The organism is Selenomonadales bacterium 4137-cl, assembly GCA_032334055.1.
In the GTDB taxonomy this organism is placed as follows: domain Bacteria; phylum Bacillota; class Negativicutes; order Sporomusales; family UBA7701; genus Anaeroselena; species Anaeroselena agilis.
This window is the reverse complement of the sequence record JAUOZS010000001.1, coordinates 3,032,206-3,052,500: the sequence shown is the minus strand read 5'-3', so window position 1 is coordinate 3,052,500 and position 20,295 is coordinate 3,032,206. Positions and strand designations below refer to the sequence as shown.

Here is a 20,295-nt window from a genome sequence, read left to right as displayed (position 1 = left end):
GATGGACAACTGGTTGATATTCCAGTACCACCCCAAGTCGTTTGAGTGATGGAGTGACACAGTAAGGTAGGTAATCGCGAGGATGGAAATTCGCGTCTAAACTAGTAGGGTGTTTGGGAGGCAAATCCCCCAAACGAAAAGCCTGAGAAGTGACGGGGAGCCGATAGCGATATTGGCGAACTTACTGACCCTAGACTGTCAAGAAAAGCTTCTAGCGAGACTTGTGGGTGCCCGTACCGCAAACCGACACAGGTAGGCGGGGAGAGAATCCTAAGGTGCGCGGGAGAACCCTCGTTAAGGAACTCGGCAAAATGTCCCCGTAACTTCGGGAGAAGGGGAGCCCTGGGACGTGTAGATTAGAAACGATTGAAGCGTCCTGGGGTCGCAGAAGAGAGGCCCAAGCGACTGTTTACCACAAACACAGGTGCCTGCTAAAGCGAAAGCTGACGTATAGGTGCTGACACCTGCCCGGTGCTGGAAGGTTAAGGGGAGTGCTTAGAAGCAATTCGAAGGTGTGAACCGAAGCCCCAGTAAACGGCGGCCGTAACTATAACGGTCCTAAGGTAGCGAAATTCCTTGTCGGGTAAGTTCCGACCCGCACGAAAGGTGTAACGACTTGGGCACTGTCTCAACGAGGGACCCGGTGAAATTGAAATACCTGTGAAGATGCAGGTTACCCGCGACTGGACAGAAAGACCCCATGGAGCTTTACTGCAGCCTGGCATTGGATTTTGGTAAATCATGTACAGGATAGGTGGGAGACTTAGAAGCGAGGACGCAAGTCTTGGTGGAGTCGCCCTTGGGATACCACCCTTGATTTACTGGAGTTCTAACTGAAGAAGTAACGACTCTCAGGACAGTGCCAGGTGGGCAGTTTGACTGGGGCGGTCGCCTCCGAAAGTGTAACGGAGGCGCCCAAAGGTTCCCTCAGCGCGGTTGGAAATCGCGCGCAGAGTGCAAAGGCAGAAGGGAGCTTGACTGCGAGTCAGACAAGACGAGCAGGGACGAAAGTCGGGCTTAGTGATCCGGTGGTACCGAGTGGAAGGGCCATCGCTCAACGGATAAAAGCTACCCTGGGGATAACAGGCTAATCTCTCCCAAGAGTCCATATCGACGGGGAGGTTTGGCACCTCGATGTCGGCTCATCACATCCTGGGGCTGAAGTAGGTCCCAAGGGTTGGGCTGTTCGCCCATTAAAGTGGTACGTGAGCTGGGTTCAGAACGTCGTGAGACAGTTCGGTCCCTATCCATCGCGGGCGTAAGAGACTTGAGGGGAACTGCTCCTAGTACGAGAGGACCGGAGTGGACTGACCAATGGTGTACCAGTTATCCCGCCAGGGGTACAGCTGGGTAGCTACGTCGGGAACGGATAAACGCTGAAAGCATCTAAGCGTGAAACCGGCCTCAAGATGAGGTCTCTCACAGCGTAAGCTGGTAAGGCCCCTTGTAGAACACGAGGTTGATAGGCCAGGAGTGTAAGGGCAGTAATGTCTTCAGCTGACTGGTACTAATAGGCCGAGGGCTTGACTTATGGCCAGACACACAGCGCTTCAGCGCTGATGTGGGCGGCAAGTTCTGAGCGTAGCGAAGAACACCTATGTCTAATCCAAGCAAATGTGCATACACTTTCTTCTGTGATGTTTTGAGGGAGCGTACTTTTAAGAGATGCTTACCTCTACAATCTGGTGCCGATAGCTGTGGGGTCCCACCCGTTCCCATACCGAACACGGCAGTTAAGCCCACATACGCCGAAAGTACTTGGCTGGAAACGGCCTGGGAGGATAGGTAGGCGCCGGTTAGACAAAACCCCGTTCGTATTCACGAACGGGGTTTTGCCTGTTTGTAGGAACTGTCGCTCAGGGTGTCGAATGTTCCCTGTGAGGTGAGAAGATGAAGGTCACCATCGGACGGGAAGATCTGGCGGAAGCTGTTGATAGAGGGATAATAACCGGGGAGCAGGCGGACGCGCTCTGGCGGGCGCTCGATAAGGGCGAGAGGCCGGACGGGCCGGACGCAAGCTCGACCTTGAGCCAGTTCCTTTATTATTTGGGAGCGTTGATCGTGATCGGCGCGATGGGCTGGTTTATGAATTCGGCCTGGGAAGTATTCGGCGGGGCGGGGCTGTTTTCGATCGCCGCCGCCTATGCGCTGGCATTTATTGCGGCTGCCCGCCATTTCCGGGATAAGTCCGTCGTGCTTAGCGGTCTGCTGATCGTTATGGCGGTCTGTATGACGCCGCTGGGCGCGTACGGGTTGCAGAAGTGGCTGGGGCTGTGGCCGAAGGGCTATCCGGGAGTTTACCGCGATTTCCATGTATGGGTGAAAAGCGGCTGGTTTACCATGGAGGTTGCTACGCTGGCCGCCGGCCTCATCGGCATGAGGTTCGCCCGGATTCCTTTCGCGATGGCGCCGGTGGCGTTCACGCTCTGGTATATGTCGATGGATGTCACGCCGATCCTGTTTGGACCTGACCGATACTGGCTGTATCACAAGTATGTTTCCATCGGCTTTGGGGTGGCGATGATCGCCGCGGCGTTCGTTATCGACCGCCGACGGAAGGTGGATTACGCCAAGTGGTTGTATATTTTCGGGGCGCTGGCTTTCTGGGGCGGCCTGTCGATGCTGCAGAGCAAGTCGGAGCTGAACAGGGCGATATATTGCGCTATCAATGTGGTCATGATGTTTTGCGGCGTGTTGCTGGAGCGGAAGGTTTTCCTGGTGCTGGGCGGGATCGGGATGTTCGGATACATCGGGCATCTTGCCTGGACGGTATTCCGCGATTCGCTGTTTTTCCCGTTTGCGCTGACGCTGGTGGGCCTGGTGGTGGTCTACGCGGGGTGGTTTTATCATCGCCGGCAGGCGGAACTGGACCGCTTGGTGCGGGTGGTTACGCCGGGGTGGATAATCAGGCTGTTGCCGCAGAACCGAAAATAGGGGCGGCAGCGGCAGGGTAGCCGGCGGGCGATGGCGAAAGGATAAGCCGACTGAGCGGGGAGGCGATGCCATGGGGTGGATGGTTGCCGTGGCTGTGGCCATAGCGGCGACAGCGGCGGTACTGTTTGCGCCGCTCCGGCTGCGGGCCGGGGCGGACGGCGACGGCCGGGCGCGCTGGTTCGCGGAGCTTGTGGCATTGGGCGGGCTGGCGCGTTTGGGCCGCGATGGCGGCGGGTATTACTGGGCCTGCTGGCGGTGGCGACGCGCCTTGACGCCGCCCGCGAAGAGGGCGGACGCGACTGCGCCGGCGGAGCGGGGCAGGGCGCTGGCCCGCAGGTGGGACGGTCTGACCGGCGGCGAGCGTCAGGCGTTGCTGAGGATGCTGAAAAGATTCTGGACGACGATGGATGTCGCGGTTGAAGGTAATATCCGCTACGGTTTCGCCGATCCGGCCGCGACCGCCTGGGCGCACGCGATGTACTGCGCCGCCCGTGGCACGGGAAGGCTGCCCGGATTTTGCGCCGAGGCCGATTTTGCCGATGCGGGCTGGTCCGGTGAGGCGGCGGCGGTGCTGACGCTGAGGCCGGCCTATGTGGCGCTGGCAGTGGCGAGGTTTTTCGGCGAGCTTTGTTGCCGACGGATAATAGATAGACTGAGAGGAGGCAGAAGGAATTGGCAGGTACAGGCATAACCGATTCGATGAAGGTGTTGTTCGATCATCTCGAGAAGATGCTGCAGGCCAAGACGGTTTTCGGCGATCCGATCACGGTTGGCGAGGTTACGCTGATCCCGGTGGTGGATATCGCTTTCGGGGCCGGCTCGGGCGGCGGAACGCGCCCGGACAAGGGCGAGCGCGGCGAGGGTGGCGGCGGCGGTGCCGGGGCGAAGATTTCCGCTTCGGCGGTCATCGTGGTGCGCGACGGCCAGGTGCAGGTGATGAAGCTGAAGAACGCCGCGCCGCTCGACCGGTTGATCGAGCTGGTGCCGGAGGTGCTCGAAGGCTTGAAGAAGAACAAGCCGGCGGCGGAGAAAACCGCTGAGGAGTGAACGGCCGCGCTAAGCGGATGTGTTTTTAGAAGAGCGCTATGAATACGAAAGGGCGGCTGCATTCGCAGCCGCCCGACTTGTTATTGTTTTTGGATCATCATCCCCTGGCTGATCGCTCCCGGATCGCCGCCGATGACTTCGCAGATCGAGAGTTTTTCCTTGACCGTCGCCACCTGCAGGCGGGCTACTTCGTCGACGCTCTCGTCGAGCACCTCGCCCGTGCTGGGGTCGCGGATGATGTTGGCGGTGCCGACGAGGAAGACCGTGCCGGCGGTGACGCCTTCGCGCGCACCGCGGTTGACGTATACGCTGCCGTTCTGGACCATGACCACCTCGCCCCGCCAGGGGACTTTTGGCAGTTGGGCGATCATCCATTGGACGCCCTGGGCCACGGCGTCTTCGACCGCTTTGCCGATGTTGCTCTTTTGGAAGTTGCCGTAACCGCCGGACCAACCGTGGCCGGAATAGTGAATCGAAGTTCTGCTGCTGGTCGATTTGCCGACGACGCTGGTGGAGGCGAGCACCATGCCGGTGGTGGAGTCGACGATGTACATGGTGGCGTTGATTTCGGCTTTGCTGCCGCCGCCGCCGACCGTTACGCCGCCGATGGAGATTCCGCCGCCGCTGCGGCCCGTATCCTGGACATGGGTGATTGCTCCCTTGACAAGCAGCTGCGCGGGGGTCAACTGGCCGGTCACCGGCGCTTTGGCGCCCTGAGCGGTTCGGCCCGAGCCGGCGAGGTCCTGCTCGCGCATCGCTTCGTTGCGCATATCTTTTTCGCCGAGGACGATGAAGCGGCCGCTCTGGTTGAGTAGGTCGGTCAGCACCATGCCCCAGGCGCGGCCGAGGTCCCACTGACCGTGCCAGCCGGCCCTGTTTTCGAACTTGGTCACACTGATGGTGTAGCGCAGGCCGCCTGTTTCCGCCGCCAGCGCAGTCTGCGGCAGCCACAGCGCTGTCAGCAGAAGCGCTCCGCACAGTAGTAGTGCCATTCGTTTGGCAATCATTTTGGACACCAGATCAAACCTCCCAACTAAATGTAAATATTTTACAGTATATTTATTATAATATGCTGCGGTGATGGATGTAAAACAAAAAAGCCGCGGCATAAACCGCGGCTTTTGAGGCTGTTTTCAGTCGATTTTCTTGTAGGCCGCGGCCTTGGCGCCGCAGATGGGGCAGGCGTCGGGTACGGAGCCTTCGGCTACGTGGCCGCAGACGGGACAGAGGTAAATGTCGAACACTTCCTTGTTGTCGAGGTTGGCCAGCGCTTTCTTGTATAGCTCGGCATGGATTTTCTCGGCCTCGTTGGCGAGCTTGAAGGTGCGGACGGCGGCGGCGTTGTTCTCGGCTTCGGCTTCCTTGATGAACGGCGGGTACATTTCTTCGAACTCGTACGTTTCGCCCGATACGGCAGCCTTGAGGTTTTCGGCGGTCGACTTGATGCCGCCCATGGCTTTGAAGTGGGCATGAGCATGGATGGTTTCGGCTTCGGCGGTGGCCCGGAACAGCTTGGCGATCTGCGGGAAGCCCTCCTGGTCAGCCTGTTTGGCGAACGCGAGGTATTTGCGGTTGGCCTGTGACTCGCCGGCGAACGCGGCGGCAAGGTTTTTATCGGTGGACACGAGAATCCCTCCAAACAATAATTATTATCACTCACTAAATATTATTATTTATTATGGGCAATCTGTCAAGTACTTTTTACCATATTTATCATCCGTATTTTTGCCGCCGCCGCCGTTTTTATACCTTCCCGGCCGCCCGTGCCGGGAAAATTAGCAGCCCGGCATCGCCGGGCTGCATAAAAAAAACGGGGTCGTCGTTATTTTGCGCGGGACAGGAAACTAAGCACCCTGGCGCCGGTGGTGCGTACGCGGCGCAGGGGGGTCATGCTCACTTTGATTTTGGGCTTCATGTCGCTTTCCGAACCGAAGTCGCCGCGCTTGATATTGGTGATTTTCGTCTTTTCCGGCTTGAGGAAGTTCTTGAGGATGGAGACGGCCTTGTCGGGGCGGCCGTGGTCGCCGCAGGTAAAGACATCTACAGCCGCATACCCCAGTTCGGGGTATGTATGGATACTCATATGACTTTCGGCTAAAAGCGCCAGGGCGGTCAAACCTTGCGGTTCGAACTTGTAATAAGAGAAGTCGAGGAGGGTCATGTTGGCTTCGCGTACCGCGGTGTGCATGGCCGTCTTGACGAACTCCAGGTCGTCGAGGCGCTCGAAGCTGCAGCCATACATGTCGACCGTGATATGTTTGCCGATCACTTTCATAATCATCGCCCCTTTGCCAGGTATTTCCTACCCCTGAAGAGCAACTTTTCCGCAAAAACGGCCGAAAACCCGGAAGTTTTTGATGAAAAGCGCCATTCTCCAAGAGGAATTGCTGTCTTTCTCCCATTATTATATGCTTTATACAGTTTTTCATTATAAGTCTCTTGGACATGAATGTAAAGAGTAAATTCTAAAATCCCCAAAAAATTTTTCCGCCCCGCACTTTCGCCCGGGGCCGGGTGGCATACTATCTTGCAAGGAAGGCGGGGGCATAGTAAAATCTTCCCATGGAAGGCAACGATAATCGCTGTGTGAAGGAGAATGAACATGCAGACCAAGTTGACGTCTTTACTGGGTATCGAGTATCCCGTTTTGCAGGGCGCCATGGCCTGGATTTCCGATGCGCGCATGGCCGCCGCGGTGTCCGCGGCCGGCGGAGCCGGCATAATCGCCACCGGCGGGCGGGAGGGGGCCTGGGTGCGGGAGCAGATCCGCCTGGCCAAGTCACTGACCGACAAGCCGTTCGGCGTTAATGTGACCCTGTTGTCGCCGACGAAGGACGAGGTTATCGCGGTTATCTGCGAAGAGAAGGTGGCGTTCGTAACCATCGGCGCCGGCAATTCGGTGCCGTATTTCCCGGTTTTCGATCAGGCGGGGATCAAGAAAGTGCCGATCGTGCCCAACGCCAGGCTGGCCAAGCGCGTCGAGGCGAGCGGCGCAGACGCGATCGTCATCGAGGGCATGGAGGCGGGCGGCCATATCGGCGTGTTGACGACGATGGCGCTGATGACGCAGGTTATTCCGCTGGTGTCCATCCCCGTCGTCGCCGCCGGCGGCTTCGCCGACGGGCGGGGGCTGGCGGCGGCGCTCGTGATGGGCGCGGCCGGCGTTCAGATCGGCACGCGGTTCATGGTGGCCGAGGAGTGCCCGGTCCATCCGAAGTTCAAGGAGAAGCTCATCGCGTCGGTCGATACCGACACCGTTGTGACCGGCGCGACCATCGGCCATGGGGTGCGCGGCCTCAAGAACAAGTTCACCGAGAAGTTCCTGGCCCTAGAGCGCAGCGGCACCCCGGAAGAGGAGCTCAACCGCCTGGCCGCCGGCACCAACCGCCTGGCGGCGGTGGAGGGCGACATCGAGAACGGCATGGTGCAGGCCGGGCAGAGCCTGCTGCCGCTCAAGAAGATCGAGCCGGTCAAGGATATCATCGCGGCGATCGTCGCCGAGGCCGGCCGCGTGCTGGCCGGGGCGCCCGGGCTGGTGAAGTAGGCCAGAGTATTTTGGGTATGCCGAAGTAAGGCACGTATTTGGACAGAGGTCCCACGTTGCTCCAAGCATACCCTTCCGCGCCTCGTGCCACAATAAGGGGAGAAAACGGGCGCGAGGTGCGGATGTTTACTCTTCATCACGGCTTCTGGATATACTTCTTTTCCCGGCGGCACCCCCAGGTGTGGCATTTTGTCGTCGGGTCGATGCTGCCGGATTACGTATACGTTTTGCTGATGGCCGTCCTGCTTACGCGGGGCGAGTTCGGCTGGCGCGAACTCTTGCGCCTTTCGCCGACGACCTTCATGACCTATCTGCCCCAATACCCGTGGGCGATGCATATCGATCTCGCCGGTCATTCGGCGGTCTTCTGGGGAGCGGCTTTCGCCCTGGCGCTGCTGCCGCCTTTCCGCCGGGCCCAGGCGTTCGTCGTCGGCTGGGGCACCCACCTGCTCATCGACGGCCTTACCCACGGCGCTCACGCCAACCTTTTCCTGTATCCCCTGTCGCTGCTGGCGGCGCACAGCCCGGTTTCCTACTGGGAACCGTCCTTCTTCGCGCACGAGTTCAAGCTCGTCAACGGCACGTTGATGGGGCTTGCGGCAGCCTATCTCATATATCACTGGTGGAAAAAGCGAAGAGAGAGGAACTGACTATGGATGCGACCGCCAAGATAATCCTGCGCAAAGGGGCGCAGCACCGCGTGGAGGCGGGCCACCCCTGGGTCTACCAGACCGAGCTCGACACCGTGGAGGGCGACTTCGCCCCCGGCGATATCGTCGACGTGTATAATTTCCGCCGGCGGTTCATCGGCCGCGGCTACATAAACCCCCGTTCGCAGATCATCGTACGCCTTCTGAGCCGCGAGCAGGAGCCGATCGATCGCGAGTTTTTCAGGCGCCGCCTTGCCGCCGCCTGGCAGTGGCGGCAGCGGTTCGTGGCCGAGCCGGAGTACTGCCGGCTGGTGTTCGGCGAGGCCGATTTCCTGCCCGCCCTGATCGTGGACAAGTTCGGGCCGTACCTCGTCATTCAGACGTTGGCCCTCGGCATCGACATATATAAGGATATGATTGTCGGCATCCTGGAGGAGATGTTCAACCCCGCCGGGGTGTACGAGCGCAACGACGTGCCGGTGCGCGGGCTGGAGGGGCTGGAGCAGCGCAAGGGCTATCTGCGGGGCGAGTTCCCGACCCTGATCGAGGTGCGCGAGAACGGCATTCCCTTTTACGCCGACATTGAGAACGGCCAGAAAACCGGCTTTTTCTACGACCAGCGCGAGAACCGCGCCGTGCTGAAGGATTTTGTGGCCGGCGCCCGCGTCCTCGACTGCTTTTGCCATACCGGTTCGTTCGCCGTGCACGCCCTCCGGTACGGGGCCGAGCATGTGAGCGCCGTCGACATCTCCGCGCCGGCCGTTGAGCTGGCGGCTAAAAACGCGGCCCTCAACGGCATGGAGAGCCGTTGCGATTTCCAGGTGGCCAACGCCTTCGACGTGCTGCGCGCCCTGTCCGATGAGCGCCGGCAGTACGACGTCGTCATTCTCGACCCGCCGGCCTTCACCAAGAACCGCGGCGGCATCGAGGGCGCAGCCCGCGGCTACAAGGAGATCAACCTGCGCGGCCTCAAGCTTGTCAGACCGGGCGGCTTTCTCGTGACCTGCTCATGCTCCTACCACATGGACCGCGACTTCTTCGCCGCCATCGTCCTCGACGCCGCCCGCGACGCCCGCAGGACGGTGCGCCAGGTGGAGTACCGGACACAGGCGAAGGATCACCCGATATTGCCGGCGGCGCCGGAGACGAATTATCTCAAGTTCTTGGTATTGGAAGTCTTGTAGACAGAATTTGCTTGGTTAACGCCGGAGTCACGATTCCGGCGCCTGAGCAATCGCTCAGCAGCCCCGGCCCGGTTTCGGACAGGGTTGCTATTTTTTTCATTGGACCCTTGCAAAAGGTCAAAAAGTCAGATAAAATAAAGTTAAAAGTCAAAATGTCAAGAACCTATTGATCAAACAGGGGGGGTGGCAACATGGGAAATTTGGCAGACGCTATCGAGAATTTTATCCTCAGCCGCCTGGCGGACGAGGAGAAGCAAGTCGCCGTCCTCCGCCGCAACGAAATGGCTGACGAGCTTAATTGCGCCCCGTCGCAGATCAGTTATGTGCTCAGCACCCGTTTTACGGTCGAGCGGGGGTTTATCGTCGAGTCGCGGCGCGGTTCGGGCGGGTTCGTCCGTATCGTCCGCATCCCGGTGCGCCAGATCGTTTATGAGGACGCCGCCCGCCAATTGGGTGAGGTTGCGCGGGCCGACGAGCTCGAACGGACCATCGAGCGGCTGAGGATGTACGGCATGTTGAGCGACAGGGAAGCAGGCATCATGCAGCACTTTTTCCAGGCGTCCGGGGACCGGCTCGACGCTGCCGAGAAGGTCCGGATCCTGCGGTCGCTCTTAAGGCGGCTGACGGATTTCGAGTAATGAGGAGGGATCGGTAATGCTGTGCGACGACTGTAAGGAAAAACCGGCCAGCGTGCATATCACCAAGATAGTAAACAACCAGAAGACCGAAAGGCATCTGTGCGATTCCTGCGCCGAAAAGGCGGGCGAATTGTCTTTTTCGACCGAAGTCAATTTCGCTTTCCAGGATTTTCTCAAGGGGATGATGGGCAGCAGTTTCGCGGCGCTGCCCCAGCATAAGAGCGAGGCGGCCTGCCCTAGCTGCGGCCTGACCTACGGGGATTTTGGCCGCAGCGGCAAGATCGGCTGCGGCGAGTGCTACACCGTTTACGGCGACCGGCTCGAACCGCTGCTGCGCCGTATCCACGGCACCAGCTGCCACACAGGCAAGGTGCCGCGCCGGGGCGGCGGCAAGCTGGCGCTTCGCCAGCGCCTGCGCCAGCTTAAAGGCGACCTGGACCGACACGTAAGCCGTGAGGAGTACGAGCAGGCCGCCAGGGTGCGCGACGAGATCAAGGCCCTCGAAGGGCGGATCAGCGCGGAGAAGGGGTGAGAGTGATGACGATCGAGAATCTGCTGGACAAACCGCTGTCCCCGTGGATGAAGGGCGGGGGGCCTGACGAGGATATCGTCCTTTCCAGCCGCGTCCGCCTGGCCCGCAATCTTGAGGATGTGCCCTTCCCTGGGCGGGCCGACGGCCAGACGCTGGCCGCCGTCGCCGGTGAGATCCGCAAGTCGGTGGGCGATCTCGGCGCCGCCGACAAGCATGTATATATGTTTGTGGAAATGGACAAACTGCCGCAGTTGGAGCGCAACGTGCTGGTGGAGAAGCACATCATCAGCCCGCATCACGCGGACGATGACGGCCATCGCGCCCTCGTCGTGCGCGACGACGCGGCGGTGAGCATCATGGTCAACGAGGAGGATCACCTCAGAATCCAGTGCCTGGTGCCCGGGCTTAACCTTCAGGAGGCGTTCGCGCTGGCCAACCGCGTCGACGATCTGCTGGAAGCCAAACATACCTTCGCGTTCCACGAGAGCGCAGGCTATCTTACCGCCTGCCCGACCAACGCGGGCACGGGCATGCGGGCGTCGGTGATGCTGCATCTGCCGGCGCTGGTTCTCACCAGCCAGATCAACAGGATCGTCGCCGCCGCCACCCAGCTCGGCCTGGCGGTGCGCGGCCTGTACGGCGAGGGCACGGAGGCCATCGGCAACATTTTCCAGATATCCAATCAGATAACCCTTGGCCACAGCGAGCAGGATATAATCGACAACTTGCAAACGATCGCCAGGCAGGTTGTCCAGCAGGAGCGCGTGGCGCGGGAAGCGCTGACGAAGAAGTCGGCGGATGCGCTCGCCGACAGGGTGTGGCGGGCGTACGGCGTTCTCTGCTACGCCCGGAGCATTTCCGGCCAGGAGGCGATGAGCCTGCTGAGCGAGGTGCGGCTGGGCATCGATCTTGAGTTGATTACCGGGGTGGAGGCCGCGGTATTCAACGAACTGCTCGTAACCACCCGCCCTAATTTCCTGCAGAAGATAGCCGGCCGGGAGGAAATTTCCCCCGGCGAGCGCGACCGGCTGCGGGCCCAATTGATAAGAGAGAAGTTGAAGGAGGGTAAACCCGATGCTTAACAGATTCACCGACCGCGCTCGCAAGGTGCTGACCCTCGCGCAGCAGGAGGCTGGCCGCCTTGGCCACAACTATATCGGCACGGAACATTTGCTGCTGGGGCTGCTCGCCGAAGGCGAGGGCGTCGCCGCCAAGGCGCTCGGCACGCTGAATATAAATCTAGACACCGTTCGCGCCCAGGTGGAAAGCACCATCGGCCGCGGCGAGGAGCATAACGGGGAGATCGCTTATACGCCGAGGGCCAAGAAGGTTATCGAGCTGTCGGTGGAGGAGGCGCAAAGCCTCGGGCATAACTATATCGGCACCGAGCATCTGCTGCTCGGCCTCGTCCGCGAGGGCGAGGGGGTGGCCGCCCAGGTGCTCACTGGCATGGGCATTGCCATCGACCAGCTGCGCCAGCGGGTGATCGAGCTGCTGGGCGGGTACGCCCTGCAAGGGCCTACGCCCCAGTCCCACCAGCACGGTCCGGCGCCCAAGGCCGCCGGTGGCAAGCAGCAGCAGACGAGCACGCCCACGTTGGAGGAGTTTGGTCGCGATATCAACAAGCTGGCCGCCGAGGGCAAGATCGACCCGGTGATCGGCCGCGAGAACGAGATCGAGCGGGTTATCCAGATACTGAGCCGCCGCACCAAGAACAACCCGGTGCTCATCGGCGAGCCCGGCGTCGGCAAAACGGCGATCGCCGAGGGCCTCGCCCAGCGGATAATCGAGGGCAAGGTGCCGGAGACGCTGCGCGACAAGCGGGTGATCTCGCTGAATATGGGCTCGATGGTCGCCGGCACCAAGTACAGGGGTGAGTTCGAGGAGCGCCTGAAAAAGGTGATGGACGAGATCCGCCGCGCCGGCAATGTCGTGCTGTTTATCGATGAACTGCACACCCTCATCGGCGCCGGGGCGGCCGAGGGCGCGATCGACGCCGCCAACATCCTCAAACCCGCCCTGGCCCGCGGCGAGCTGCAGGCCATCGGCGCCACCACTCTCAACGAGTACAAGAAGCATATCGAGAAGGACGCCGCCCTGGAGCGACGTTTCCAGCCCATCACGGTGGGCGAGCCCAGCGAGGAGGAGGCTGTCGCCATCCTCAAGGGTCTGCGCGACAAGTACGAGGCTTTCCATCGCGCCCAGATCACCGATGAGGCCATCGAGGCGGCCGTCAAGCTCTCGCACCGCTATATCTCTGACCGGTTCCTGCCTGACAAGGCCATCGACCTTATGGACGAGGCGTCTTCGCGCGTGAGGCTGAAGGCATACGTGCCGCCGGCCGATGTCAAGGAGATCGAGCAGCGGCTGGCGAAGACCCGCACCGAAAAGGAGGCGGCCATCGCCGCCCAGGAGTACGAGCGGGCGGCCAGCCTGCGCGACGAAGAGAAGAAGATCCAGGAGGAGCTGGAGAACAAGCAGAAGGAGTGGAAGCAGGCCGGCGGCGAACGCATCACCGTGACCGGCGAGGATATCGCCCAGGTGGTGGCAAGCTGGACGGGCATCCCGGTCAAGAAGCTGGCTGAGGAGGAGAGCGAGCGCCTGCTGAAGCTGGAGGAGGTTCTCCACCAGCGGGTCGTCGGCCAGCACGAAGCCGTCGAGGCCGTGGCCCGCGCGGTAAGGCGCGCCCGCTCGGGGCTCAAGGACCCCAAACGGCCGATCGGTTCCTTTATCTTCCTCGGGCCGACCGGCGTCGGCAAGACCGAGCTGGCGAGGGCGTTGGCCGAGGCGCTGTTCGGCGACGAGAACGCCATGATCCGCATGGATATGTCGGAGTACATGGAGAAGCACACCGTCGCCCGCCTTGTGGGCGCGCCCCCCGGCTACGTAGGCTACGACGAGGGCGGCCAGCTTACCGACGCGGTTCGCCGCAAGCCCTTCTCGGTCATCCTCTTCGACGAGATCGAGAAAGCCCATTACGATGTTTTCAACATCCTCCTGCAGATCCTCGAGGACGGGCGGTTGACCGACAGCCACGGCCGTGTGGTCGATTTCAAGAACACCGTTATTATCATGACCTCGAACGCCGGGGCCAAGCATCTCAAGGACAGCGGCACGGTGGGCTTCCTGGCCGGTACCGGCGAGGGCAAGGAAGCGGCCAAGAGCCGGGTCATGGAGGAGGTGCGGCGCACCTTCCGGCCGGAATTCCTCAACAGGGTCGACGAAATCATCGTCTTCAGCAGCCTTAGCGATGAAGAACTGAAAGAGGTCGTGGACATCATGCTGCGGAGCGTGGCCAAGCGGCTCAAGGACAACGATCTCGGCCTGGAGGTGGGCGACAGGGCCAAGACACGCCTGTTGGCCGAGGGCAAGGACTACGCCTACGGGGCACGCCCGTTGCGCCGGGCCATCCAGAAGATGGTCGAGGATGCCATCGCCGAAATGATGCTGAAACGTGAGGCGGCTGCCGGCGACACTGTCGTGGTGGACGCCGACGATAACGGCCAGCTTACTTTCAGCAAAAAAAGCTGATTAGGAAGGAAATGCGCGAAATATAACGAAAAAGGTACTTAGAGGCATCTAAGTACCTTTTTCGCCGTTGCGTAAGCGGCAACCACCTGCTAAGCAGGTGGTATCAAAAAGCTTATAGCTATGCGGAGGAAAGAAAAGCCTCCTTTGTTAAAATATATGCAGGTTTGCCGACCGCATAAATAACAAAGGAGGCGCATCGAAAATGGATACTCAAAGTCTATCACACAGCAAATGGCGCTGTAAATACCACATAGTTTTCGCTCCAAAATACAGAAGGCAGGTCATCTACGGCAAAATTAAGGCGGATATAGGGGTGATACTCAGAAAGCTTTGTGAGTATAAAGGGGTAGAAATACTCGAAGCCAATGCATGCCCGGACCACATCCATATGCTAGTAAGCATACCGCCCAAAATCAGTGTAGCGTATTTCGTGGGGTACTTAAAGGGCAAAAGCTCGCTTATGATATTCGATAGGCATGCGAACTTGAAATACAAGTATGGTAATCGACAAATTTGGTGTCGGGGATACTTTGTAGATACAGTAGGGCGAAATAAAGAGGCGATTGAGAAGTATATCAGGGAGCAATTGCAAGAGGATATAGTTGCCGACCAACTGAGCCTTAAAGAATTGATTGACCCGTTCACGGGTGAACCGGTAAAAAGGTCATAAAAAAGCCAGCCCCTTAAGGGGCTGACTGAGAACGCTATGCGGTTGGCAAACTTTCAGTGAGTCTTGAGACTCAGCTAGTATCATGCCCTTTCAGGGCTAACCCAAGCCACCCGTTTAACGGGTGGCTCCGTGACTGCGTAAGCGGCAACCACCTGCTAAGCAGGTGGTATCAAAAAGCTTATAGCTATGCGGAGGAAAGAAAAGCCTCCTTTGTTAAAATATATGCAGGTTTGCCGACCGCATAAATAACAAAGGAGGCGCATCGAAAATGGATACTCAAAGTCTATCACACAGCAAATGGCGCTGTAAATACCACATAGTTTTCGCTCCAAAATACAGAAGGCAGGTCATCTACGGCAAAATTAAGGCGGATATAGGGGTGATACTCAGAAAGCTTTGTGAGTATAAAGGGGTAGAAATACTCGAAGCCAATGCATGCCCGGACCACATCCATATGCTAGTAAGCATACCGCCCAAAATCAGTGTAGCGTATTTCGTGGGGTACTTAAAGGGCAAAAGCTCGCTTATGATATTCGATAGGCATGCGAACTTGAAATACAAGTATGGTAATCGACAAATTTGGTGTCGGGGATACTTTGTAGATACAGTAGGGCGAAATAAAGAGGCGATTGAGAAGTATATCAGGGAGCAATTGCAAGAGGATATAGTTGCCGACCAACTGAGCCTTAAAGAATTGATTGACCCGTTCACGGGTGAACCGGTAAAAAGGTCATAAAAAAGCCAGCCCCTTAAGGGGCTGACTGAGAACGCTATGCGGTTGGCAAACTTTCAGTGAGTCTTGAGACTCAGCTAGTATCATGCCCTTTCAGGGCTAACCCAAGCCACCCGTTTAACGGGTGGCTCCGTGACTATCGGATGGTTTCACGCGTAATTTCTTCCCTGCAGAAAGGGGTCGCTATAGGTGTCCAAGACGAAGATCCGTTTCGCGTGCCAGGAGTGCGGCCACGATTCGCCCAAGTGGCTGGGGCGCTGCCCGGGCTGCGGCGCCTGGAACAGCATGGTCGAGGAGGTTGTGGCCAAACAGCCGGCGGCGAGGGCGGCAGCCCGTTCCCTGCCGGCGGCCAGGCCGTTGCCGATTACCGCCGTGGACACCGCCGGCCTGCCGCGCATCAGCACCGGGATAGCGGAGTTCGATCGCGTGCTGGGGGGCGGCATCGTGCCCGGTTCGCTTGTCCTGCTGGGCGGCGATCCCGGCATCGGCAAGTCTACGCTGTTGCTTCAGGTGGCCGGCGGCATCGGCGCCGGCTGCGGGCGCGTGTTGTACGTCTCCGGTGAGGAGTCGGCCGCCCAGACGCGTCTTCGGGCCGAACGCCTCGGCAAAATGAGTGATAATCTGCTCGTTATGACAGAAACTAATCTTGAGGAAATCCTCGACCAGGCCGGAGCTATCGCTCCCGCGATGGTGGTGGTGGATTCCATCCAGACGATGTTCAGTCCCGACCTGCCGTCGGCGCCGGGAAGCGTCGGCCAGGTGCGGGAATCGACCGGCCGCCTGCTGCGCTTCGCCAAGGAGAGCGGCATCCCGGTGGTCATCATCGGCCATGTGACCAAGGACGGGAATATCGCCGGACCTCGCCTTCTCGAACATATGGTGGATGTCGTCCTCTATTTCGAGGGGGAACGAAGCTATGCTTTCCGGGTGCTCAGGGCGATGAAGAACCGCTTCGGGGCGACGACGGAAAGCGGCTTGTTCAGCATGGAGGAGGACGGCCTGGCTCAGGTGGAAAACCCCTCGGCGCTACTGCTGGCGGAAAGGCCGCAGGGCGCTCCCGGCTCGGTCGTGTTGGCCTGCCTTGAGGGGGCGCGACCGCTCCTGATCGAGATCCAGGCTCTTGTGAGCACCACCTGCTTCGGTATGCCGCGGCGCATGGCGGCGGGGTTCGACTATAACCGGCTGATCCTTCTTATGGCGGTGCTGGAAAAACGCGTCGGGCTGGCTCTCGGCAACCAGGACGCTTACGTGAACGCCGTCGGCGGCATCAGGACCGACGAGCCGGCCGCCGATCTGGCGGTATGCCTGGCCCTGGTGGCCAGTTTCCGCAATCTGGCCATTGATCCGGGGACGGCGGTTATGGGTGAGGTCGGCCTGACCGGTGAGGTGAGGATGATCTCCCGCGTGGATCTGAGGGTGAGGGAAGCGGCCGCGCTGGGTTTCAAGCGGGTCGTCGTCCCGTCCGGCAATCTCGCGGGCCTTAAGACCCGCCCGGCCGGGCTGGAGATAATCGGGGCAAGTAATGTGATGGAGGCGATGGAGGCGGTTATGACATGACGAAGGACCGTGAAGAGCAAATGTGGGACGCGAGATTCGTTAAAACGCTCAAGTACCTGGCCCCCGGCACTATGCTCCGCGAGGGATTGGAGAATGTTCTCCGCGCCAAGATGGGAGCGCTGGTTGTCGTGGGCGACGGTCCCGGGGTCCTGGAGGTGGTGGACGGCGGCTTCGCCATCAATTGCGAGTTTTCGCCGGAGGGTTTTTACGAACTGGCGAAGATGGACGGTGCGATAGTGCTGTCCGCCGACGCCCGGCGGATCGTTTACGGTAACGCCCAGCTCGTTCCCGACTCCGCGGTGCCCACCACCGAGACGGGCACCCGCCACCGCACCGCCGAACGGGTGGCCCGGCAGACGGGGGCGCTGGTTATCGCCATCTCGCAGCGGCGCAACATTATCACCGTGTATCTCGGCAATCTCCGCTACACCCTTAAGGATATCACCGTCATCCTCGGCCGCGCGAATCAGGCCTTGCAGACGCTGGAGAAGTACAAGTCGGTGCTGACGCGCGGGCTGCTGACGCTAAGCGCCCTGGAGTTCGAGGATCTTGTCACCCTGAGCGACGTGGCGGCGGTCATCCTCCGCGCGGAGCACGTCAGCCGCATCGCAACCGAGATCGGGCGCAACATTATCGAGCTGGGCAGCGAGGGCCGCTTGATAAGCATGCAGCTGGCCGAGCTTACCACCGGGGACGACGATGTCCTGCTGCTCATCCGCGATTACTGCGTGACCGCGGACATCAAGACCCATGAGGCGGTGCGCGAGCAGTTGGCCGCCCTGCCGGAGGATAATCTCGACATCTACAACGTTTGCCGCGTCCTCGGCTTCGGCGTCACTCCCAACGCGGTCGACGTGCCGGTAGTGCCGCGGGGCTTCAGACTGCTGAATCGCATTCCCCGCCTGCCGATGCCGGTGGTCGAAAACCTCGTCAGTCACTTCAAGACCCTCAAGCGGGTTTTTGCCGCCACCATCGAGGAACTCGACGAGGTGGACGGAATCGGGGAGGTCCGCGCAAAAACGATAAGGGACGGCCTCAAGCGCTTGCGGGAACAGGCGCTGCTCGGCCGCCACTCGTGATCGCCCCAGGATTTATTTATTTCTTTTTCTGATCTTCCTGACCGTCTTTTGGGATACCGACGTATTCGACAAACCGGGCGTAGGCCCGGTTTTCTTCTATTCTCACGATCTGATAGCGCTTGTTTTCCTCGGTGATGAGCTCGTCGCCGACGCTGACCACCAGGGGGACGTACATGAGCATCCGGTCGGTCCCGGCTTCGAGGATTACATAGTGGTCATAGACCTTCTGCGGCGTCTCCCCCGGTTTTTGCTGGCCGGGCGGCAGACTGAGGGGCAGCGTGTTGATCAGCAGGTAAAGGGCGATGCCGCCGACCAGCAAGGCGGCGACAAGGACGAATAGACGCTTTTTGGCTACCACGGCCGTTCTCTCCTTGTTTATTCCTTGCGCTTTTTACCGAGAAAATTGGTGAACTCGAGCCGGCGGAAGCGAGCCAGCTTGCGCCTGGCTTCCCGCCAACTGCCGGTGCTTATGAAGAGGAAGCCGGCGATTCCGGCGACAAGGACGGCGACGATGTTGACGATGTCGCGGACGAAGCCGCCTTCATCCGCCGCTGGCGGGCCTTCACTGCCGGGCGCGGCGGCTGCCACGGGGGTTTTCGGCGGCGGCGCGAGGAAGAGGGGAACGGTGTCGGCGAAGAAAGCGGCGGTTCGTTCGGCCGCGTCCCGGGAGTTGTACTGGGTGCCCATTTCCACCAGCATCGTTCGCGGGCTGAGGTCCTGGTTGTAGTTGCCGTGGGCTATGAAGATGCCGCGTATCAGGCCCTTATATCTGGAGTCGACCGCGGCTTTGATTTTTTTGGCGTAGTTGAGGGTCGTCTGGCGGTTCTGGTTTTGCCGGCCGACGACCAGTAACATTTTGGCCGCAGGCTGGCCGTCGATGGTGACCTGGTAGGAGCTTAGCGGCGCGCTGTCGCGGTGGATGTCGAAGGAGGCGGCGGGCCCTTGCTCCAGCAGGCGTTTGAAGGTGCGGCGCGAGCGCTGGTAGGCGTTCGCGTCGTGGGGGTCGTGGCGGGTCTGGTCATTTTCGACCGCGTAGCCGAGTTCTATGAGGCGGCGGGCGAACGCGCCGCCGACGTTGAAGATGCCGCCGTTGCCGTTGATGGTGGCCTTGCCGTCGGTGGGGATGTACGATTCGTCGTTATGGGTGTAGTAGATGGCGATGAGCTGCTGCGGCGGGGCGGGAGAGGGCGTCCGGACCGTGTCGGGGGCGACCGGGGCGGCAGGGACAGGCCCGCCCGGCGGCGGGACCGGGGCCTGGACGGGAATGCTCGCGTCAAGCGCCGCCAGGGGCTCGTCGCGCAGGAAGCGAGCTTTGGCCAGCGTTCCTTCGACGGCGTTGATTTCGTACAGACGGTTGTCTTCGCCGATAAACATATCGCCGGGACGGACTATCAGTCCTGTTTCCAGTATTACGGCGCCGCGCTCGTCAGCGACGGTCATATAGCCGGCGGTCAACTCGTGGGGGTCGGCGGCCTCAGCCGGCGCCAGCGGCGTGGCGAGGCAGAGGCAAAGCGCCAGGTAGAAAGCAACGCGTCCCATGTGGGCACCTCGCTAGATGGAGTCTGAATTTAGGATAACCGCTGCAAGAGCCCTTTATGTGAAAAGACCGCTGAGGGCTGTTCCCTCAGCGGTCTAGTTATGAAGTTCAGGAGAGGTGGAATATACCCAGGGTCGCAATGTTGCGGTGTTCGCGGCGGAGGACGTCATGGAGGCTGAGGCCGGCGATGTTGCATAGGGCGGCGGTATAGAACAGGCTGCGCCCCAATTCCTTGGTGAGGATTTCCTTGCAATGTTCGCACGGTTCGCCGGAGACGTGCGAGGAGACGAAGTTCTTCAGGTCGCTGTACTGTACTTCGGCAGGTGCGGATTGGCGGCCGGCTTTGATTTCCACGCAGCCGCACTCGGTGACGGCCTTGGCCAGCGCACGGTTTACCCGGGCGGTAGCTTCCTGGTATTTGGTGAGAACATCTAGGACGCTGCGATGGCGGATCAGATACTCATCCACCGCTGCTTGGAAGTCTGCGCAGCATTTGTCATCCACTCGGCCAACACCTCGCTTTAGGCTTATTATATAAATACCGTTCCGTCATTGTCAATGGCTGCCACCTTATCAGGCGAAAAGTATATCGGTTTCGAGCCAGCCTCGCGTTTCAGCCGCCGTTAAAAATCTAGAAATCATTGATTGACAAGAAACGG

General features: G+C 60.0%; 20 protein-coding genes and 2 rRNA genes (1 of these 22 only partly in view). 16 read left to right on the top strand and 6 right to left on the bottom strand.

Annotation, left to right across the window (positions count from 1 at the left end; all coding sequences use genetic code 11):
• From Q4T40_16030 to Q4T40_16010, 5 genes are all read left to right on the top strand, one after another.
• Positions 1-1,531 (top strand): 23S ribosomal RNA (locus tag Q4T40_16030) (it extends 1,376 nt beyond the left edge of the window).
• A gap of 150 nt (positions 1,532-1,681) precedes the next feature.
• Positions 1,682-1,798: ribosomal RNA gene (gene rrf / locus Q4T40_16025) — 5S ribosomal RNA — on the top strand.
• Positions 1,799-1,890: 92 nt separating this feature from the next.
• Entirely contained in the window at positions 1,891-2,934 is a 1,044-nt protein-coding gene (locus Q4T40_16020) for a DUF2157 domain-containing protein (GenBank protein MDT8902752.1), read from the top strand.
• A 70-nt stretch (positions 2,935-3,004) separates the two neighbouring features.
• A complete protein-coding gene (locus tag Q4T40_16015) occupies positions 3,005-3,625 on the top strand; it encodes a hypothetical protein (GenBank protein ID MDT8902751.1) in 621 nt (206 codons plus the stop codon).
• Positions 3,607-3,981, top strand: a complete 375-nt coding sequence (locus Q4T40_16010) for a spore germination protein GerW family protein (protein ID MDT8902750.1) — start codon at positions 3,607-3,609, stop codon at positions 3,979-3,981. Before Q4T40_16015 ends, Q4T40_16010 begins: the two co-directional genes overlap by 19 nt.
• An 80-nt stretch (positions 3,982-4,061) precedes the next feature.
• Here the strand turns inward: Q4T40_16010 and Q4T40_16005 are convergent, their stop codons facing one another.
• The 3 genes from Q4T40_16005 to speD form a co-directional block, all read right to left on the bottom strand.
• Positions 4,062-4,988 (bottom strand): CsgG/HfaB family protein, encoded by a 927-nt coding sequence (locus Q4T40_16005; GenBank protein MDT8902749.1) that lies wholly within the window; start codon positions 4,986-4,988, stop codon positions 4,062-4,064.
• Between the two features lie 126 nt (positions 4,989-5,114).
• Positions 5,115-5,606: a rubrerythrin family protein gene (locus Q4T40_16000; GenBank protein ID MDT8902748.1), complete on the bottom strand. Its 492-nt coding sequence runs from the start codon at positions 5,604-5,606 to the stop codon at positions 5,115-5,117.
• Between the two features lie 197 nt (positions 5,607-5,803).
• The gene (speD, locus tag Q4T40_15995; GenBank protein ID MDT8902747.1) at positions 5,804-6,256 is read right to left on the bottom strand and encodes an adenosylmethionine decarboxylase; all 453 of its coding nucleotides are present in this window, start codon (positions 6,254-6,256) and stop codon (positions 5,804-5,806) included.
• Positions 6,257-6,583: 327 nt separating this feature from the next.
• On the opposite strand from speD, the gene Q4T40_15990 reads away from it, so the two are divergent.
• The 11 genes from Q4T40_15990 (at position 6,584) to disA (ending at position 18,099) form a co-directional block, all read left to right on the top strand.
• Positions 6,584-7,525, top strand: a complete 942-nt coding sequence (locus tag Q4T40_15990; GenBank protein ID MDT8902746.1) for a nitronate monooxygenase — start codon at positions 6,584-6,586, stop codon at positions 7,523-7,525.
• A 122-nt stretch (positions 7,526-7,647) separates the two neighbouring features.
• Positions 7,648-8,175 carry a hypothetical protein gene (locus Q4T40_15985; GenBank protein MDT8902745.1) on the top strand — a complete coding sequence of 176 codons (528 nt, stop codon included), beginning with the start codon at positions 7,648-7,650 and terminating at the stop codon, positions 8,173-8,175.
• A gap of 2 nt (positions 8,176-8,177) precedes the next feature.
• Entirely contained in the window at positions 8,178-9,359 is a 1,182-nt protein-coding gene (locus tag Q4T40_15980) for a class I SAM-dependent rRNA methyltransferase (protein MDT8902744.1), read from the top strand.
• 191 nt (positions 9,360-9,550) lie between these two features.
• Positions 9,551-9,997 carry a CtsR family transcriptional regulator gene (locus Q4T40_15975; protein MDT8902743.1) on the top strand — a complete coding sequence of 149 codons (447 nt, stop codon included), beginning with the start codon at positions 9,551-9,553 and terminating at the stop codon, positions 9,995-9,997.
• Positions 9,998-10,013: 16 nt separating this feature from the next.
• Positions 10,014-10,529, top strand: a complete 516-nt coding sequence (locus Q4T40_15970; protein ID MDT8902742.1) for a UvrB/UvrC motif-containing protein — start codon at positions 10,014-10,016, stop codon at positions 10,527-10,529.
• A 5-nt stretch (positions 10,530-10,534) separates the two neighbouring features.
• Positions 10,535-11,611, top strand: coding sequence for a protein arginine kinase (locus Q4T40_15965; GenBank protein ID MDT8902741.1), 1,077 nt, complete (start codon positions 10,535-10,537; stop codon positions 11,609-11,611).
• Positions 11,604-14,060 (top strand): ATP-dependent Clp protease ATP-binding subunit, encoded by a 2,457-nt coding sequence (locus tag Q4T40_15960; GenBank protein ID MDT8902740.1) that lies wholly within the window; start codon positions 11,604-11,606, stop codon positions 14,058-14,060. Before Q4T40_15965 ends, Q4T40_15960 begins: the two co-directional genes overlap by 8 nt.
• 202 nt (positions 14,061-14,262) lie before the next feature.
• Positions 14,263-14,730, top strand: coding sequence for an IS200/IS605 family transposase (gene tnpA / locus Q4T40_15955; protein ID MDT8902739.1), 468 nt, complete (start codon positions 14,263-14,265; stop codon positions 14,728-14,730).
• A 268-nt stretch (positions 14,731-14,998) separates the two neighbouring features.
• Positions 14,999-15,466, top strand: coding sequence for an IS200/IS605 family transposase (tnpA, locus tag Q4T40_15950; GenBank protein ID MDT8902738.1), 468 nt, complete (start codon positions 14,999-15,001; stop codon positions 15,464-15,466).
• A gap of 186 nt (positions 15,467-15,652) precedes the next feature.
• The gene (gene radA, locus Q4T40_15945; GenBank protein ID MDT8902737.1) at positions 15,653-17,020 is read left to right on the top strand and encodes a DNA repair protein RadA; all 1,368 of its coding nucleotides are present in this window, start codon (positions 15,653-15,655) and stop codon (positions 17,018-17,020) included.
• On the top strand, positions 17,017-18,099 hold the full coding sequence (gene disA / locus Q4T40_15940) for a DNA integrity scanning diadenylate cyclase DisA (protein ID MDT8902736.1): 1,083 nt from the start codon (positions 17,017-17,019) through the stop codon (positions 18,097-18,099). The genes radA and disA overlap by 4 nt, the downstream gene beginning before the upstream one ends.
• Positions 18,100-18,115: 16 nt before the next feature.
• On the opposite strand, the gene Q4T40_15935 is transcribed toward disA, so the two are convergent.
• From Q4T40_15935 to Q4T40_15925, 3 genes are all read right to left on the bottom strand, one after another.
• Positions 18,116-18,457, bottom strand: coding sequence for a stage II sporulation protein P (locus Q4T40_15935; GenBank protein ID MDT8902735.1), 342 nt, complete (start codon positions 18,455-18,457; stop codon positions 18,116-18,118).
• 17 nt (positions 18,458-18,474) lie between these two features.
• Positions 18,475-19,638, bottom strand: a complete 1,164-nt coding sequence (locus Q4T40_15930; GenBank protein MDT8902734.1) for a stage II sporulation protein P — start codon at positions 19,636-19,638, stop codon at positions 18,475-18,477.
• Between the two features lie 106 nt (positions 19,639-19,744).
• On the bottom strand, positions 19,745-20,140 hold the full coding sequence (locus Q4T40_15925) for a DUF1573 domain-containing protein (GenBank protein ID MDT8902733.1): 396 nt from the start codon (positions 20,138-20,140) through the stop codon (positions 19,745-19,747).
• Positions 20,141-20,295: the final 155 nt, after the last annotated feature.

Bases quoted from the DNA above. Each gene is read 5' to 3' on its own strand.
- Q4T40_16020 (MDT8902752.1), top strand. From the start codon at position 1,891: ATGAAGGTCACCATCGGACGGGAAGATCTGGCGGAAGCTGTTGATAGA.
- Q4T40_16015 (MDT8902751.1), top strand. From the start codon at position 3,005: ATGGGGTGGATGGTTGCCGTGGCTGTGGCCATAGCGGCGACAGCGGCG.
- Q4T40_16005 (MDT8902749.1), bottom strand. From the start codon at position 4,988: ATGATTGCCAAACGAATGGCACTACTACTGTGCGGAGCGCTTCTGCTG.
- speD (MDT8902747.1), bottom strand. From the start codon at position 6,256: ATGAAAGTGATCGGCAAACATATCACGGTCGACATGTATGGCTGCAGC.
- Q4T40_15990 (MDT8902746.1), top strand. From the start codon at position 6,584: ATGCAGACCAAGTTGACGTCTTTACTGGGTATCGAGTATCCCGTTTTG.
- Q4T40_15985 (MDT8902745.1), top strand. From the start codon at position 7,648: ATGTTTACTCTTCATCACGGCTTCTGGATATACTTCTTTTCCCGGCGG.
- Q4T40_15980 (MDT8902744.1), top strand. From the start codon at position 8,178: ATGGATGCGACCGCCAAGATAATCCTGCGCAAAGGGGCGCAGCACCGC.
- Q4T40_15975 (MDT8902743.1), top strand. From the start codon at position 9,551: ATGGGAAATTTGGCAGACGCTATCGAGAATTTTATCCTCAGCCGCCTG.
- Q4T40_15970 (MDT8902742.1), top strand. From the start codon at position 10,014: ATGCTGTGCGACGACTGTAAGGAAAAACCGGCCAGCGTGCATATCACC.
- Q4T40_15965 (MDT8902741.1), top strand. From the start codon at position 10,535: ATGACGATCGAGAATCTGCTGGACAAACCGCTGTCCCCGTGGATGAAG.
- Q4T40_15960 (MDT8902740.1), top strand. From the start codon at position 11,604: ATGCTTAACAGATTCACCGACCGCGCTCGCAAGGTGCTGACCCTCGCG.
- tnpA (MDT8902739.1), top strand. From the start codon at position 14,263: ATGGATACTCAAAGTCTATCACACAGCAAATGGCGCTGTAAATACCAC.
- tnpA (MDT8902738.1), top strand. From the start codon at position 14,999: ATGGATACTCAAAGTCTATCACACAGCAAATGGCGCTGTAAATACCAC.
- disA (MDT8902736.1), top strand. From the start codon at position 17,017: ATGACGAAGGACCGTGAAGAGCAAATGTGGGACGCGAGATTCGTTAAA.
- Q4T40_15930 (MDT8902734.1), bottom strand. From the start codon at position 19,638: ATGGGACGCGTTGCTTTCTACCTGGCGCTTTGCCTCTGCCTCGCCACG.